Origin of the sequence: Echinicola sp. 20G, assembly GCF_015533855.1 — a bacterium.
Taxonomy (GTDB): domain Bacteria; phylum Bacteroidota; class Bacteroidia; order Cytophagales; family Cyclobacteriaceae; genus Echinicola.
In genome coordinates, this window is record NZ_AP024154.1 from 44,503 (window position 1) to 60,000 (window position 15,498).

The window sequence follows — 15,498 nt, forward strand, 5'->3', positions numbered from 1 at the left end:
CATAAAAAAAACCGCAACTTTTCAGTTGCGGTTTTTTTTATGTTAAAGCCTCCTAGGCATTCATAAGTCCTTCAATCTCTTCCACTTCAATAGGGATATTGGCCATCAGATCCAAGTTTTTATTCTCTCCTATTACATAGTTGTTTTCCAATCTTATTCCAATACCTTCTTCACGGATATAAATCCCTGGTTCCACAGTAAACACCATGCCCTTTTGAACAGGCTCGTACACCGAACCTACATCGTGAACATCCAAACCTAAATGATGGGAAGTGCCATGCATAAAATACTTTCTGTATAAAGGATTAGCTGGATCTTGATTTTTGACATCTGTTCTGTCTAATAAACCTAAACCTATTAACTCTACTTCCATCACCTTCCCAACTTCCTTTTGATATTCCTGAATAATCACACCAGGCCGAAGCATATTTACAGCTTCCTTTTTCACCCTTAATACAGCATTATAAACTGATTTTTGCCGTTCATTAAACTTTCCACTCACAGGAACCGTTCTGGTCATATCGGCATTATAGTTACCATATTCTGCCCCAACATCCATTAGGATCAAATCTCCAGATTGACAAACTTGATCATTTTCCAAATAATGCAAGACACAACTATTATAGCCTGAACCAATAATTGGTTCATAGGCGAAGCCCCTACTACCCTGCCTTAAGAACTCATGCATATATTCAGCTTCTATTTCATACTCCATAACTCCTGGTCTAATGAAACTCAAAACTCTCCGGAATCCCTTCTCCGTAATATCACACGCCCTCTGAATCTGCACTACTTCCTCTTCTTCTTTGACAGATCTCAAAGATTCCATACCAGGTGCCAACCTACAAAACTCGTGTAAGGGAAAATCTTTTTTAACCTTTTCAATTTCACGGGCATTCTTTGTCACTACTTCATGTGAAGCACCTCTATGTTCGTTGGTTGAAAGGTAAATATGCTCTGCATAAGTAGTCAGCATGGCCAAGGTTGCTTCATAATTGGATGTCCATTGAACGTTCTTGATGCCAGAAAGCTCTTCAGCTCGTTCTTTGGTAAGCTTATTTCCTTCCCAAATAGCAATATGTTCGTTGGTCTCCCTTACTAAAAGTATCTCCCTCATCGATTCATTTGGGAAATCTGGACACATCACTAAAATAGTTTCCTCTTGATCTATGCCACTCAAATAAAACAGATCATTGTTTTGCCTGAATTTCATGGTTCCATCGGCATTGGTAGGCATCACATCATTTGAATGAATGATCACCAAAGACTTCGGTTTTAATTTTTGCTTTAGCTTTGATCTATTTTTTATGTAGACTCTTTGATCTAAGGGATTATATCTCATACTAAGATTTGTTTAGGCCATTTTCACATACATATTTCTTTTGGGCTATATTGCTCTCCATCAATCGCATATTTTCCTCTTGATCCGTCCAACTCTCTTTATGATGGAGATGGTATTGAACAGCAAGGTTACGGACTGATTTGATACGATACCCCAGCCCCTGAAATCTCCAGAGAAGATCTATATCCTCCCCTACCGCTGGCCTAATATAGTCTTCATCAAACCCATTTATATCGTAAATCGCCTTTTTGTGAAAAGACATATTGCAACCTTTCAATTGGCGCATTGATCTTTTCCTCACCAAAAACCCTAAAATACCCTTCGGGTCTATGAAAAAGCCTTCCTCTACAAATTGTGCCCCTTTCTTCTTCACCTTATTAAAATTCTTCTTCAAAAACCTATTCATCCCCGCCACAGTAATTTCTCCGGACAACAAAAGTTGGGATGTTTCTGGATCTAACTTTATTCTTTTGCCTGCAAGAATCGATTTAGGATCAGCAAGTTCAAGGTGAAATTCCATAAAGCGAGGATGGAGCACACAATCTCCGTCAATAAAAACCAACCAATCTGCTTTGGCTGAACGTATCGCCTCATTCAAAGCACTGTTCTTCTGCCAACCTTTATCTTCTCTACTCAGGTGCTGAAATTGATGCTTAAATGGGTAATTATCAACAAAGTTCTTCATCACCTCCGAGTCTCCGTCTTCTGAAATAATAATTTCAAAATTATTCTCTGTTTGATAGGCCAAAGAATCCAATACCGCTTTTAGAAAATCTGTGTTTTTGTAAACTGAAACAATCAATGAAGCCTTCAGTTCTGTGCTGTTCACCATCATGGTTTATTTTGAAGTCGTTTGTCGAAACAAGTCCTTATTTCAACAAGATAAAATTAACATATTAAAAGCCTCTAAAAAAATATCCCGATAAAGTACATTATTTTTGTAATTTCAAAGTTGAAAGAGATTTAATACATGTCATATAATATCAAAGAGTTACAGAATGGAATTCGAATAGTCCATCACGAGGTTACTCATACTAGGTTGGTACATTGCGGATTTATTCTCGATATTGGAAGCAGGGATGAAACGTTTGAACAGGCCGGACTTGCGCATTTTTGGGAGCACATGGCTTTCAAAGGCACAAAGAAGAGAAAAGCTTTTCACATTCTCAACAGGCTAGAATCAGTAGGAGGTGAATTAAACGCTTATACTACCAAAGAAAAAATATGCTTTTATTCCACCATTCTTAAGGAACACTTCAATAAAGCTGCTGAACTTTTGTATGACATTACTTTTCACAGCACCTTTCCAGAAAAGCAGATAGAGAAAGAAAGACAGGTAATCCTAGAGGAAATGGCCATGTACCGTGATTCACCGGATGATGCCATTCAAGATGAGTTTGATGAAGTAGTATTTCAAAACCACTCGCTTGGCCGAAATATCCTTGGTACAGAAGACACGGTCAATTCATTTGTCCAAACAGACTTCTTTGATTTCATCTCCACCAGAATGGATACTTCAAAAATTGTATTTTCTGTAGTTGGGAATATCTCATTTAACAAAGTCCTCAAGCAATTGGAACCGAAACTGAATGAAATCCCCACCAAGAAAAGCTTATATATTAGAAGTGATTTTGGTCATTATACACCTTTACAAAAAACCGTTCATAAAGATATTACCCAATCCCATTGTGCTTTAGGGAAGCCGGCCTACTCGCTTTATCACCCAAAGAGATACAAACTATATCTACTCAACAACATCCTTGGAGGGCCTAGCATGAACTCCAGATTGAATTTGGCTCTTAGAGAAAAGTATGGCTACGTTTACAGTGTAGAATCAGCATATCAAGTTTATAGAGATACTGGTTTCATTGGGATATTTTACGGAACGGAAGAAAAAACTGCTCCAAAGGCGCGCACCTTGGTCATGAAAGAGTTGAAAAAACTGAGAGAGAAAAAACTAGGCACACTACAACTACATATGGCCAAAGAGCAAACCATTGGCCAAATGGCCATGGCTGAAGAAAACTATGCTGCGCTCATGTTAGTCTTTGGAAAAAACCTTTTGGACAAAGGAAAGATTGATTCTTTGGATCATATATTCAGCATCATACGCAATACTACATCTGAAGAACTTCAGGATATTGCTCAGGAAATTTTCAGAGAAGACGAACTTAGTTATCTAACCTATTTACCCAATTAAACATGGAATTTATCAGTGAACAACTCCTAAGCTATTGTGAAGCACATACCACTGCTGAAGATGAGCTTTTACAGCTTATCAGCAGGGAAACACATGCCAAAGTCCTTATGCCTAGAATGCTATCTGGTCACCTCCAAGGAAAGACACTAGAGCTTTTTACGAAAATGCAAAAACCCAAAGTGGTACTGGAAATAGGAACCTATACGGGCTATTCTGCCATATGTATGGCACGGGGACTGGACAAAGATGCCAAGTTGATCACTTTGGACATTAATGACGAGTTGGAAGAAATGGTCAGAAGCTTCTTTGAAAAATCAGGCCTCTCCTCACAAATAGAGTACAAGCTTGGAAACGCTATGGATATTATACCCAGTTTAGATGAAAAGTTTGATATGGTATTTATAGATGCGGATAAGAAAAATTATTCCAACTACTATGACTTGGTCATTGACAAGGTAAACCCAGGGGGACTGATCATGGCAGATAATGTGCTTTGGTCAGGAAAAGTTCTAAAAGATCCATCAGAAAAAATAGACAAGGACACCAAAGCAATAATGGATTTTAATGATATGGTCAATGCTGATCCAAGAGTTGAAAATGTACTGTTTCCAATTAGGGACGGGATCTTAATGGCTCGAAAACTATAAATAGTTATTCTCTCAAAAGCATAATTTCATATATTATTCTGGATTTCGGAACGTTTTAATCTGTAATTGCTTATCTCTTTAGTAATCTTGCCACATGTTTTCATCTCAGTATAAATTAGCATCCTGTTTTCTTTTTATCCTATTCGTGACACTTTCCTCGTCACTTCATGCTCAAGCCCCCAGAGTACCCAATAGCATTAAGTTTGCTAATATGACCTTGCATCTCAATGATCAAGCCCAAAGAGATATCCAACTGGATGTAGACGCACTTTGCAGAAACCCGAGCTATTTCAAGGTCAAACTTGAACGGGCTAACCTTTACATGCCAATCATCGAAAGAGTACTGAGAGAGCAAGGTGTACCTGATGATGTCAAATACTTGGTGATCCAAGAAAGTGGATTAATTCCCGATGCTGTCTCTACTTCAAATGCTGTAGGCTTTTGGCAATTTAAAAAAGGCACAGCTCAAGAAGTTTTCCTGCAAGTAGACAACCAAATCGATGAAAGAAAAAACATTGTCGCTTCAACTCGTGGAGCAGCCTTGTACCTAAAGAAACACAACAACTATTTTGACAATTGGATGTGTGCCTTGGTTTCTTACCAAATGGGACTTGGTGGTGCAAAGAATTACTTCGGAAGCCAATATAATGGCAGCAAGTCAATGAAGATTACCAAAAATACCCATTGGTACTTTAAAAAATACTTGGCACACAAAATTGCCTTTGAAAACCAAATTGGAAAATTTATAAGCAACCAACGCCTTGAAGAAATCGCTGTTCAAGGCCCCACTTCATTGGGAGAGCTTGCCAGAAACCTAGGGGTATCAGAAGATCATTTAAAAGAGTACAATAAATGGGTATCTGGAAAAAAAATCCCTGAGGGAAAGACCTATGCCCTCACATATATTACTGCTGGACCTGCTCCCCTTAAGCCTATCCTAACATCCAGTCAAAACGCCTCTTCTTCAACTGAGCCAACAAAAGTAGTAGGCACTACTATCAAAAACGCAGCGGGGTTTCCCAAAATAACAGGAACCCAAACCAAACCTTATGAAGCAGGACAGATTAAAATAAATGGGATTAAAGGGATTATCGCTGCAGTAAATACCAATCCAGCAGATTTTGCAGAAAGAATCGGCGTAAAAGAAGGTAAGTTCAAGCGGGTAAACGACCTTTCCAAATCAGACCAGGTCATTCGAGGAAATTACTATTACACCAAAAGAAAAAAAGGCAAGGCTAAAGTCGAAACCCATACAGTTCGAAAAGGAGAAACACTTTGGGAAATTTCGCAAGCGTACGGAATTAGGTTGCATTCATTAAAGGCAAAAAACAGAATTTATAAAGATGAAGATTTGAGGGAAGGAATGATTTTAAAACTCAGGGATTACAGAAGAAGAAACGAACCAATTCAATATCAGAAGGTAAGCCCTCCTCCAGCTGTTCAGCAGGCTAATTATACTCAACAACCTACCTCCAACCCAAGTAAAGTACACCCTGAGTCTACCGCCTCCAAGTCGAGCTCTCAAACTCACACTGTAGCAAAAGGGGAAACCTTGTATGGAATCGCTAGAAAATATGGCGTAAGTGTTGCTGATATACAGAACTGGAACAACATTGCTAACCAATCTATCATACAAGTTGGCCAAAAGCTTATCATCAAAAAGAACTAATTACAATCTTTTAAGAAATGTATATTTGTAACTCAGTAAATATTCAGTCCTAAATGGTCAAATACTTTGCATTTTTATTGATATTCTTTTTAACCGCCTTCCATTTTGCTTCAGCTCAAGACGGTAATCCACAAATCGTACCGGATACCGTACTCATCAATGGAGACACATTGATCATGCTGGGAGACAGTCTGATAGTTAAAGAGGAAGTCAAAGAAACCTACTGGAAGTCCGGCGGAAATTACAATTTGAGTGTACAACAAGTCAGTTTGTCCAATTGGGCTGCAGGGGGAGCTAGTTCCTTTGCTTTGAATACCGGTGTTAGTCTTTTTGCCAATTATAAAAAGAACAAAAAAATCTGGGAAACCTCTTTGGCCATCAATTTTGGTTTCAACAGACAGGCCGATAGATCTTATAGAACAAGAAAAACAAATGACAACTTTAAGTTTGTCAGCAAATATGGACGAGAGCTCTCAAAGGGCTTCTATATGTCCACGCAGCTTGAAGCAAGAACCCAGCTATTAGAAGGCTACAAGTACTTTAAGCCCTCCGGATCGGACCTGGATTCAAGAAATCTTATTTCTGATTTATTGAGTCCTGGTTATGTACAGTCATCAACAGGTCTTAACTATCAAAAGGAAAAAAAAGACTTTAAGTTCTCTGCCATTCTTTCGCCTTTTACTGGCCGTTTCACTATTGTTCTAAATGATTCCTTGAGCCAAGCAGGAGCTTTTGGTGTAATTCCTGGAGACCCAGTAAGACCAGAAGCAGGAGCTTCCTTAGGTACCTCTATTAACACCAAAGTAATGGAAAACATTACATGGAAAGCTGACCTCAACCTCTTCTCCAATTATGGTAAGTTTGGCAATATGGTAGTTAACTTTAACTCAACCATCAGTATGAAGGTCAACAAGTACATTAGTACCAGAATTGAAACAGTTTTGATCTATGACGAAAACGTTTATATAGAAATGGAAGACGGGTCCAAATCGAGGGCCATTCAGCTCCAGAATTTAATTAATTTTGGTCTTGGTATAGATTTTTAAAAGTCTGTTTCTAAGCCAAATCTTTTCTGAAGCTCTTTCAAAGCTGGTGATTTCTTGGTCAAATAAGCTAACTTATCTGTTGAGGTGTATAACTTTTTCTCCTCACTTACGGCATCTTCTTTTACCTCAAAGTCAAGCTCTACTAAATCATTTTGCAGTTTCTTCTTAACGATCCCAATTAACTCAGGCCTAAGCTTTGCAAACAAGTGTTCTTGAAGTTCTCCATTTAGGAAAAAATTGATTTGATTTCCATTAACTTGATAAGGCTGTTTGAGAACGGTACATTCAAGGTGTTTTTTCTGAGACTTGAACAACGCGATAATATCTTCCAATACAGCGCCAAACTTACCTTGGTCAAATGGCGTGTCCCTAAGCTCTTGACCAGACTGTACATCCTCCTTTTCAGGTTTGGTGGAAACAGAATTTTCTTGCTCTTGAATTTGATCTTTGACCTTTCTTTTTACCTCGGAAATATTCGAGGGAATGGGCATAGTTCTCTTTAATTCCTTCTTGACAGTCGGTACAGATCCTGCTCCAGATTGGTTTGACCCTGTACTATTAGAATCAGAAAGTTTCTTCTTAGCTAGTCTTTTTTTTTTGTCTCTTCTTGAGCCAATGCAGCCAATGAAATGGCCTGAGGGAGTTTGGCAAGCTTCATCAAAGCCAATTCGACGTGCAATCTTTGATTTTTACTTCCCTTGTAGTGAATGTCACATTGATTACAGATATTCAATGCTGACAGCAGAAAAGACAGATTAGATTTTGCGGCTTGCTCTACATATCTCTCTTGAGCACTTTCAGAAACTTGCAATAGCTCGACAGTTGCGGCATCTTTACATACCATCAGATTTCTAAAGTGTTCACTCAATCCAATGATAAAATTGTGTCCATCAAAACCCTTCTTGAGGATTTCATCAAAAATCAACAAGACATTGGATATGCTTTCCTCCAATAATGACTCTGTTACCTTAAAGTAGTAATCATAATCCAGAATATGAAGGTTATTAATAGTCTCTGAATAGGTCAGCTTATTTCCTGCTGAATAAGTTACAATCAAATCAAAAATAGAAAGTGCATCTCTAAGCGCACCGTCAGCCTTTGCGGCAATCAATCTTAGTGCTTCATCTTCGTAACCAATATTTTCCTGGGAAGCTATATATTGTAAATGTTCCGATATGTCTTTTATCTGAATTCTATTGAAGTCAAATATTTGACACCGGGACAATATGGTAGGAATAATCTTGTGCTTTTCTGTCGTAGCTAGAATAAATATAGCATACTTTGGTGGCTCTTCTAGTGTTTTCAAGAAAGCATTAAATGCTTGCGTGGAAAGCATATGAACCTCATCAATAATATAGATTTTGTAGGATCCCTTTTGCGGTGCGTACCTTACTTGGTCCACCAAATTCCTAATATCATCCACAGAGTTATTAGAAGCCGCATCCAGTTCATGTACATTAAAGGAGCTGTTGGTATTGAAAGCCTTGCAAGACTCACATTCATTACAAGCTTCGAAGTCTGAAGAAAGGTTCTCGCAATTTATAGTTTTTGCCAAAATTCTGGCACAGGTAGTTTTGCCCACCCCCCTTGGACCACAAAACAAAAATGCTTGTGCCAAATGGTTGTTTTTTATGGCATTCTTAAGGGTAGTAGTGATGTGCTGCTGCCCAACTACACTTTTAAAATTGGAAGGTCTATATTTTCTTGCTGAGACTACGAAATTTTCCATCACCGCAAGATATAAAATTCTTAGAATTTAGGCTTGCTAAAAAAGTAAAATCCAAGCTTCATTTTACTAAGAATCTGATTTACAATCAGATCAATTACTATATAAAGAATCAATTAAGACGATCTAGCATAGTAAACCTAGAAGTATTGCTAATATACTCAGGCACAATTGATTTGATGTGTCGAACGATATCTGTCTCAGAGTTGATGATCAATAATCTTTCAAAAAATTCAACTTGATAATTGATTCGATTAAAACCAACTGGAGACATTTTGATCACTTTTATCTTTGGATGATGAGTTACCTGCAATTCTTCCGTGTTACACACCAACTCCTCATGCAGTTTTTCTCCATCTCTTAAGCCAGTAAATACAATCTTAATATCCTTCTCCACCTTCTTATCACTAAGCATGATCATTTTCTTGGCCAAGTCCAATATTTTGACTGGCTCTCCCATATCAAAAATAAATATTTCCCTTCCTTTAGACATTGTGCCTGCTTCCAATATTAGCTGGCATGCTTCGCTAATGGTCATGAAATAACGAGAAATGTTTGGGTCAGTAACAAATACAGGTCCTCCTTGTTCTATCTGCTTCCTAAACAACGGTATAACTGAACCATTGGAACCAAGCACATTCCCAAACCGAGTTATTGCAAACTTAGTGGTCTGTCCCTTTTCAGCATCCAAATATTCGCTTAATGCCTGAATGTACAACTCTGCAATTCTCTTAGAAGCACCCATTACATTCGTAGGGTTAACTGCCTTATCTGTACTGACAAACACAAACTGTTCAACATTATGAATTACAGACAAATCAGCTAAACTCTTAGTGGCTAAAACATTACTAGTTACAGCTTCCTCTGGATAAGTTTCCATCATAGGAACATGTTTGTAAGCAGCGGCATGATAAACAATATCGGGCTTGTATTCTTTAAAGATTTGTTCCATCTTCTTCACATCCCTAATATCCACCAAAATAGGCTTAATCGGACTCTTCCAATTTGCAGACTTAAATTCCTGCTCAACGTTATACAAAGCCGATTCAGCCTTATCTGCCATTATGAGCAGATCAGGTGTATTCGTGATGATCTGTCTACATAATTCACTTCCTATGGACCCTGCAGCTCCCGTAACTAAAACTACCTTTCCATTAATTTGATGAAAGACTTTAGGGTTATCTAAAGAGATCTCTTGTCTGGACAACAAATCCTCTATTTTGATTTTTCTAATCTTTCCAGCACTAAAACCACCTTTTACCCATTCATCAATAGAAGGTACAATACTGACCTTGATATTTAGCTTTAAGCACTCCTCGATAATTTCTCTTTTTCTTTTGGGCGAAATGAACATTACTGAAATCAACAAATCAGTAATCCCTAATTCTTCTTGAAGCTGGGCTAGTTTATCCAATCCACAATAAACTGGCAAGCCACCTATATTCTCTCCCTCTTTACCAGGATCGTCGTCCAAGAAAGCATAAATCTTTTGCTTAGAACCGGCTTCAGAGGATAACGCTATCTTAGACAGTCTTCCCGCTTCCCCTCCTCCGAAAATCACAATTTTCCTATGAGGATATTTCCCAGAAATATAGTATGAGTATACCTCTTTGAAAAGTAACCTGTAGAAAGTCATAACAAAGAAGGAAAACAATGCGGCAATAATAAGTACCGACAAGGGTAGAAAATTATCTATTCCAGACCATACTTCTACCATCTCCCCTGCTAAGTAGGTAACTAAAAAAGACACTGACACAATCTTTATGACCGCGACAATGTTACTAAACCCTGCTTTACTTCCCAACCAATCACATCTTTTACAAAGTATCCCCACTACTATACCAATGAATGCAAACAAAAAACTGCTTTCAATGATAGCGTAATCTTCCATCAAATCCCACTCAAAATTGAGCCTAATAAAAAATGCTAAAATGATTGATTGAAAAAGAATCGCAGCGTCCAATATTCGGGCGATTAACTTTATCATTTTACTATGTTTGCTTAAAAATGTCATTAATTCATGTCAAAATCAATAGTTAAACCGCAAAAGATTTTGATCAATTCAAACAAACTTATATCCTCAACCTAGTTTATGATCAACAAGTACTCAATATAATGAATTTCATGTATTTAAATACTACACACATTTACATTTACCCCATTAAAAACTAATCAAATAATAAAATATTATGTTAATATTAATAAACAAACACTATAAAAATAAAAACAAAAATACTACGATTATTACAAAAACAACAGATATGTTTTACTTCAAAAGCTATTCATTACCTAAAAATGGTTTAACTTCCTCCCCTTGAGTATAAATTTCTTTTGATTTAAAAATTTGAAAAAGTGATTTTATTAAAATCTTAGCATCTAGACCTAAACTTTTACTGTTAACATATTCAATATCATACGAAAACTTCTCCTCCCATGAAATAGTATTTCTCCCATTTACCTGAGCTAAACCAGTTATACCAGGCCTCACTAAATGCCTCTTAGCTTGATACTCATCATACAAAGGCAAATAATCAACCAGCAAAGGCCGCGGCCCAATCAAACTCATATTGCCCATTATAAGATTAAAAAACTGTGGCAATTCATCGATTGATGTTTTTCTTAAAATCCTTCCAAATGGGGTCAAACGGTCTTTATCAGGTAATAGCTTTCCATACTGATCCTTCAATGACCTCATGGTCTTGAACTTAATGATATTGAAAACCTTATTGTTTTTACCTACTCTTTTTTGTAAAAAGAAAGGATTATCTCTTAGTTCAATAGCCATAATGATGGAAATAAGGGTTATCAAGGGTAACAAAGCAACTAGACCAATTATACCAAAAAGTCGATCAAAAGCAGGCTTAATTATCAAGTAATACATCCTAACTACAATGGGGTTTCATAAACTTATTAAGTAAATCCGTTACCTTGAACAATTGTTCTTCTCCTAAACCGCTTCCTGAGGGTAAGCAAATGCCATTATAAAATAAATCCTCTTCAAGCCTATCTCCAAAATAATCACAGTCCTTATATAAGGGCTGTAAGTGTATAGGTTTCCAAACAGGCCTAGTTTCTACAAAATTCTCACTTAGGTACTGTTGTAGTTTAACGGAAATACTGTTATCAGGAACAGTTATGGCGGTCAGCCACCTATTACTAAAATCATCAAGATAACCTTCTTGAAAAGTAATATACCCTTTAGCTTCAATGTTCTTTTTGTAATGTTCATAGGCGGCTCTTCTTTTCCCTATTTTAGACTCTATCTGCTTAAATTGAGAAAAGCCCAAAACAGCGTTTAAATTACTAAAAGCATAATTAAAGCCAAGTTGGCTATGTTCATAATGTGGCGCAGGATCTTTGGCTTGGAGCCCTAAGAATCTAGCGTTAGTGATTAATTCCTCTGACTTAGCTAATAATGCTCCTCCCCCACCTGTTGTAATGATCTTGTTAGCGTTAAATGATAAAATTCCTAAATCGGCTAATGTTCCGCAAAAGCCTTTGGAAGTTTTTGACCCTAGTGCTTCAGCGGCATCCTCTATCACAGGAACATCGTATTCCCTAGAAAGCCGCATAATTTCTTCCATATTGGCCGGCATGCCATATAGGTGCACCACAATTATTGCTTTGACTTGACGTCCTTTACTCTTTCTATCCTCCAAAGCTGCAGCTAAATAATTCGGAGACATGTTCCAACCTGATACTTCGCTGCCTATAAAAATTGGTTTTGCCCCTAAGTAAGTTACAGGATTAACCGAAGCAACGAAGGTTAAGGATTGACATATAACCTCATCTCCAGATTTTACATCAAGTAATTTTAACGCTAGATGAATTGAAGCTGTACCTGAACTAAATAAGCCAATATGTGGAACGTTTAAGTAATCGCGTAGTTGATTAGTAAAAGCATCAATATACCCCCCCACATAACCTACTTCCTTTTTAAGGATTGCCTCATTGACTTCACTAGATATAACATCTTCAAACTGGGGTTCTGATAACTTTATCCACTCCATAAATTCTTCGCTTCATTAAGGAACATCAAAGAAAAGGAATTATTACTTAAAAATACAATCCTTCAATAGACACGAAGAGTGATTAAAAAGCTTCATGGACACTTTAATACATATCGTATATATAAAAAAGAAAGAGAATCTATAAAAAAGCTTTTGTGTTTTATTAGTTTAAATTCACTTTTTCATTTTTCAAAACACTTTTGTCAATTTTGACTTTACCCCTTACTCCATGGTAAGACCTTTGAGACAAAACTTTTGGAGAATCCCTAACAATATCCTTTACCCTTTTTAAGGTGATTTTATCTAGAATCAGACCAGCACAAATCACAGCACTACCCACTAGAGGGATCATAACTATGTCTGGCATTTTATAACTTACTATTGCTATCAATATAAATAGGATTTTTACACTACCTAAAATCAAGGCAACTTGATCATGCCTGAACCCCATTCTTAATAAAAAATGATGTACATGACTTTTATCAGCTGCCATAGGAGATTTTCCTTTACTTGCTCTCCTTATGAAAACCCTTAATGTATCGTAAAACGGTACTATCATTAAGACTATGCTTGTTGTTAATGGTGCATCAAACTTAAACATCCCTTCAGGTACTGTACCGTTAGATTCTATAAACTTTATACACAAAACAGAAAGAGTAAACCCTAATGTCAACGAACCAGTATCACCCATAAATATTTTAGCTGGATGCCAATTGTAAACCATAAAAGAAAGAATTGCCCCAACAAATGTAAAGGCTATAAATCCATATGTTGTATAATCGGAATAAATAAACCAAGAGCCCAAAAACACAAACGTAATCAGGCTCAATGTACTTGCCAGACCATCCAGCCCATCAATTAAATTAAAAGCATTGGTAAGCCCTATGATTGAGAATATGGTCAAGGAATAACTAAACCATATTGGAAGCTCTTCTATGCCTAAGAAACCATAAAAGCTATGGATCCTTACATCACCCAAAACAACAACCGTAATTATGGCTATAAGTTGACCTATTAACTTTTGGTAAGCTGTTAATTCTACTAAATCATCTCTTAGCCCCAATATAAACATAATACCAAGTCCCATCATGAAAAATCTAATCTCAACCAATTGTTGAAAATTAAGCCATATGAGAACACCTCCTAGTAGGGCTAAAAAAATAGCTATTCCTCCCATGGAAGGCACTGAATACTTATGAATTTTTCTTCCACCGGGTTTATCTAGTAGGTTGCCTTTCTTTATGAAAAATATTAACATGGGAGTGATGATCACCCCTATGAAAAAGGCCGTCAAAACAGAAAATATAATTAACAACATATAAAAGTCTTAAGAAATTGAAAAAACCAAACCTAGTTTCTCTCTACTATTATGATCTTTGCAAATAATTAATTAATACAGATTAATATTGCAAAGTTTTAATCTAATTATCAAAGATAGTGATTTTTTTATAAAAAAATATAAAAATGGAAGTCTACAAAATATAGTTGCAATAATTTACACTTAATTGATTTTATTGAAACAATTCCATAATCTTTATAAGACTTTAATTTCTCCGCCATTTCAAGTATTTCCATATGGCACTTACTAAAGTCCTTGGCTTTTGTGTTTATTCAGCTGGCCAACAGGATCCCAACCCTTGTGTTTTGGCAAGCCTACTTGTGTCTTATGCCACAAAAAAAGCCCCCTGTCTTTGTGTGACAGGGGGCGTATAGGTGAGGGCGGCGACCTACTCTCCCGGGTGTAACCCCAGTACCATCGGCGCGACAGGGCTTAACTTCTCTGTTCGGGATGGGAAGAGGTGGATCCCCTGCGCCGTACCGCCCAAAATCTTTTGGCTAGGTCGCCTGATTTCTTTTGTACCATACATACTACAGGTAGTATATTGGTATCCATTACAATATCTTGGTTACAATGACAACTTAAAGATAATACAACATTTCCACAGGTAAGCTTTCGGGCAATTAGTACTGCTCAGCTATGCCGTCTCCGGCTTTACACCTGCAGCCTATCAACGTCATCGTCTATGACAACCCTATACGGAAACCTCATCTCGAGGTGGGTTTCGCACTTAGATGCTTTCAGCGCTTATCCCTTCCGGACGTAGCTACCCGGCAGTGCAGTTGGCACCACAACCGGTACACCAGCGGTCCGTCCAACCCGGTCCTCTCGTACTAAGGTCAGATCCTCTCAAGTTTCCCACGCCCGCAACAGATAGGGACCGAACTGTCTCACGACGTTCTGAACCCAGCTCGCGTGCCACTTTAATGGGCGAACAGCCCAACCCTTGGGACCTTCTCCAGCCCCAGGATGTGACGAGCCGACATCGAGGTGCCAAACCTCCCCGTCGATATGAGCTCTTGGGGGAGATCAGCCTGTTATCCCCAGAGTACCTTTTATCCTTTGAGCGACGGCCCTTCCATACGGTACCGCCGGATCACTATACCCGTGTTTCCACCCTGCTCGGCTTGTCGGCCTCGCAGTCAAGCTCCCTTATGCTATTGCACTCCGCGCACGGTTACCAAGCGTGCTGAGGGAACCTTTGGAAGCCTCCGTTACTCTTTTGGAGGCGACCACCCCAGTCAAACTACCCACCAAGCAATGTCCCCGACATAGCGGGTTAGACACCAAGCAAACAAAGGGCCGTATTTCAACAATGGCTCCACAACGCCTGGCGACGCCGCTTCATAGCCTCCGGCCTATCCTACACATCGTTTACCCAATGCCAATGCTAAGCTGCAGTAAAGGTTCATGGGGTCTTTCCGTCCCGTTGCGGGTACGCGGCATCTTCACCGCGACTACAATTTCACCGAGCTCATGGCCGAGACAGTGCCCAGATCGTTACACCATTCGTGCAGGT

The 15,498-nt window shown here is 38.1% G+C and carries 12 protein-coding genes and 2 rRNA genes (1 of these 14 only partly in view); 4 read left to right on the plus strand and 10 right to left on the minus strand.

What is annotated here, in order from left to right; translation table 11 throughout:
• Window positions 1-52 precede the first annotated feature (52 nt).
• Window positions 53-1,342, minus strand: a complete 1,290-nt coding sequence (locus JL001_RS00235) for an aminopeptidase P family protein (RefSeq protein ID WP_200974172.1) — start codon at window positions 1,340-1,342, stop codon at window positions 53-55.
• 1 nt (window position 1,343) lies between these two features.
• Window positions 1,344-2,177, minus strand: a complete 834-nt coding sequence (locus JL001_RS00240; RefSeq protein ID WP_200974173.1) for a glycosyltransferase — start codon at window positions 2,175-2,177, stop codon at window positions 1,344-1,346.
• Window positions 2,178-2,312: 135 nt separating this feature from the next.
• On the opposite strand from JL001_RS00240, the gene JL001_RS00245 reads away from it, so the two are divergent.
• The 4 genes from JL001_RS00245 (at window position 2,313) to JL001_RS00260 (ending at window position 6,904) form a co-directional block, all read left to right on the plus strand.
• Window positions 2,313-3,542 carry a pitrilysin family protein gene (locus JL001_RS00245; protein ID WP_200974174.1) on the plus strand — a complete coding sequence of 410 codons (1,230 nt, stop codon included), beginning with the start codon at window positions 2,313-2,315 and terminating at the stop codon, window positions 3,540-3,542.
• A gap of 2 nt (window positions 3,543-3,544) precedes the next feature.
• Entirely contained in the window at window positions 3,545-4,189 is a 645-nt protein-coding gene (locus JL001_RS00250; protein ID WP_200974175.1) for an O-methyltransferase, read from the plus strand.
• A gap of 211 nt (window positions 4,190-4,400) precedes the next feature.
• Window positions 4,401-5,858, plus strand: coding sequence for a LysM peptidoglycan-binding domain-containing protein (locus JL001_RS00255; RefSeq protein WP_236252655.1), 1,458 nt, complete (start codon window positions 4,401-4,403; stop codon window positions 5,856-5,858).
• A gap of 53 nt (window positions 5,859-5,911) precedes the next feature.
• Window positions 5,912-6,904 carry a DUF3078 domain-containing protein gene (locus tag JL001_RS00260; protein ID WP_200974177.1) on the plus strand — a complete coding sequence of 331 codons (993 nt, stop codon included), beginning with the start codon at window positions 5,912-5,914 and terminating at the stop codon, window positions 6,902-6,904.
• Here JL001_RS00260 and JL001_RS00265 read toward each other — a convergent pair.
• The 8 genes from JL001_RS00265 to JL001_RS00300 form a co-directional block, all read right to left on the minus strand.
• A complete protein-coding gene (locus tag JL001_RS00265; RefSeq protein ID WP_200974178.1) occupies window positions 6,901-7,395 on the minus strand; it encodes a DNA polymerase III subunit gamma/tau in 495 nt (164 codons plus the stop codon). The two genes, JL001_RS00260 and JL001_RS00265, sit on opposite strands and share 4 nt — an antisense overlap.
• Window positions 7,396-7,487: 92 nt before the next feature.
• Window positions 7,488-8,633 carry a DNA polymerase III subunit gamma/tau gene (locus JL001_RS00270; RefSeq protein ID WP_192012025.1) on the minus strand — a complete coding sequence of 382 codons (1,146 nt, stop codon included), beginning with the start codon at window positions 8,631-8,633 and terminating at the stop codon, window positions 7,488-7,490.
• Between the two features lie 109 nt (window positions 8,634-8,742).
• Window positions 8,743-10,617, minus strand: a complete 1,875-nt coding sequence (locus tag JL001_RS00275; RefSeq protein WP_200974179.1) for a nucleoside-diphosphate sugar epimerase/dehydratase — start codon at window positions 10,615-10,617, stop codon at window positions 8,743-8,745.
• A gap of 291 nt (window positions 10,618-10,908) precedes the next feature.
• On the minus strand, window positions 10,909-11,511 hold the full coding sequence (locus tag JL001_RS00280) for a sugar transferase (protein WP_200974180.1): 603 nt from the start codon (window positions 11,509-11,511) through the stop codon (window positions 10,909-10,911).
• Between the two features lies 1 nt (window position 11,512).
• Entirely contained in the window at window positions 11,513-12,640 is a 1,128-nt protein-coding gene (locus JL001_RS00285) for a DegT/DnrJ/EryC1/StrS family aminotransferase (protein ID WP_200974181.1), read from the minus strand.
• Between the two features lie 163 nt (window positions 12,641-12,803).
• Window positions 12,804-13,958, minus strand: a complete 1,155-nt coding sequence (locus JL001_RS00290) for an MraY family glycosyltransferase (RefSeq protein WP_200974182.1) — start codon at window positions 13,956-13,958, stop codon at window positions 12,804-12,806.
• 396 nt (window positions 13,959-14,354) lie between these two features.
• Window positions 14,355-14,466 (minus strand): 5S ribosomal RNA (gene rrf / locus JL001_RS00295).
• A gap of 116 nt (window positions 14,467-14,582) precedes the next feature.
• Window positions 14,583-15,498: ribosomal RNA gene (locus JL001_RS00300) — 23S ribosomal RNA — on the minus strand; it runs 1,960 nt beyond the window's last position.

Excerpts from the sequence above, each read along its gene's own strand:
- JL001_RS00235 (WP_200974172.1), bottom strand. The coding sequence starts at position 1,342 with ATGAGATATAATCCCTTAGATCAAAGAGTCTACATAAAAAATAGATCA.
- JL001_RS00240 (WP_200974173.1), bottom strand. The coding sequence starts at position 2,177 with ATGATGGTGAACAGCACAGAACTGAAGGCTTCATTGATTGTTTCAGTT.
- JL001_RS00245 (WP_200974174.1), top strand. The coding sequence starts at position 2,313 with ATGTCATATAATATCAAAGAGTTACAGAATGGAATTCGAATAGTCCAT.
- JL001_RS00250 (WP_200974175.1), top strand. The coding sequence starts at position 3,545 with ATGGAATTTATCAGTGAACAACTCCTAAGCTATTGTGAAGCACATACC.
- JL001_RS00255 (WP_236252655.1), top strand. The coding sequence starts at position 4,401 with ATGACCTTGCATCTCAATGATCAAGCCCAAAGAGATATCCAACTGGAT.
- JL001_RS00260 (WP_200974177.1), top strand. The coding sequence starts at position 5,912 with ATGGTCAAATACTTTGCATTTTTATTGATATTCTTTTTAACCGCCTTC.
- JL001_RS00265 (WP_200974178.1), bottom strand. The coding sequence starts at position 7,395 with ATGCCCATTCCCTCGAATATTTCCGAGGTAAAAAGAAAGGTCAAAGAT.
- JL001_RS00270 (WP_192012025.1), bottom strand. The coding sequence starts at position 8,633 with ATGGAAAATTTCGTAGTCTCAGCAAGAAAATATAGACCTTCCAATTTT.
- JL001_RS00275 (WP_200974179.1), bottom strand. The coding sequence starts at position 10,617 with ATGATAAAGTTAATCGCCCGAATATTGGACGCTGCGATTCTTTTTCAA.
- JL001_RS00280 (WP_200974180.1), bottom strand. The coding sequence starts at position 11,511 with ATGTATTACTTGATAATTAAGCCTGCTTTTGATCGACTTTTTGGTATA.
- JL001_RS00285 (WP_200974181.1), bottom strand. The coding sequence starts at position 12,640 with ATGGAGTGGATAAAGTTATCAGAACCCCAGTTTGAAGATGTTATATCT.
- JL001_RS00290 (WP_200974182.1), bottom strand. The coding sequence starts at position 13,958 with ATGTTGTTAATTATATTTTCTGTTTTGACGGCCTTTTTCATAGGGGTG.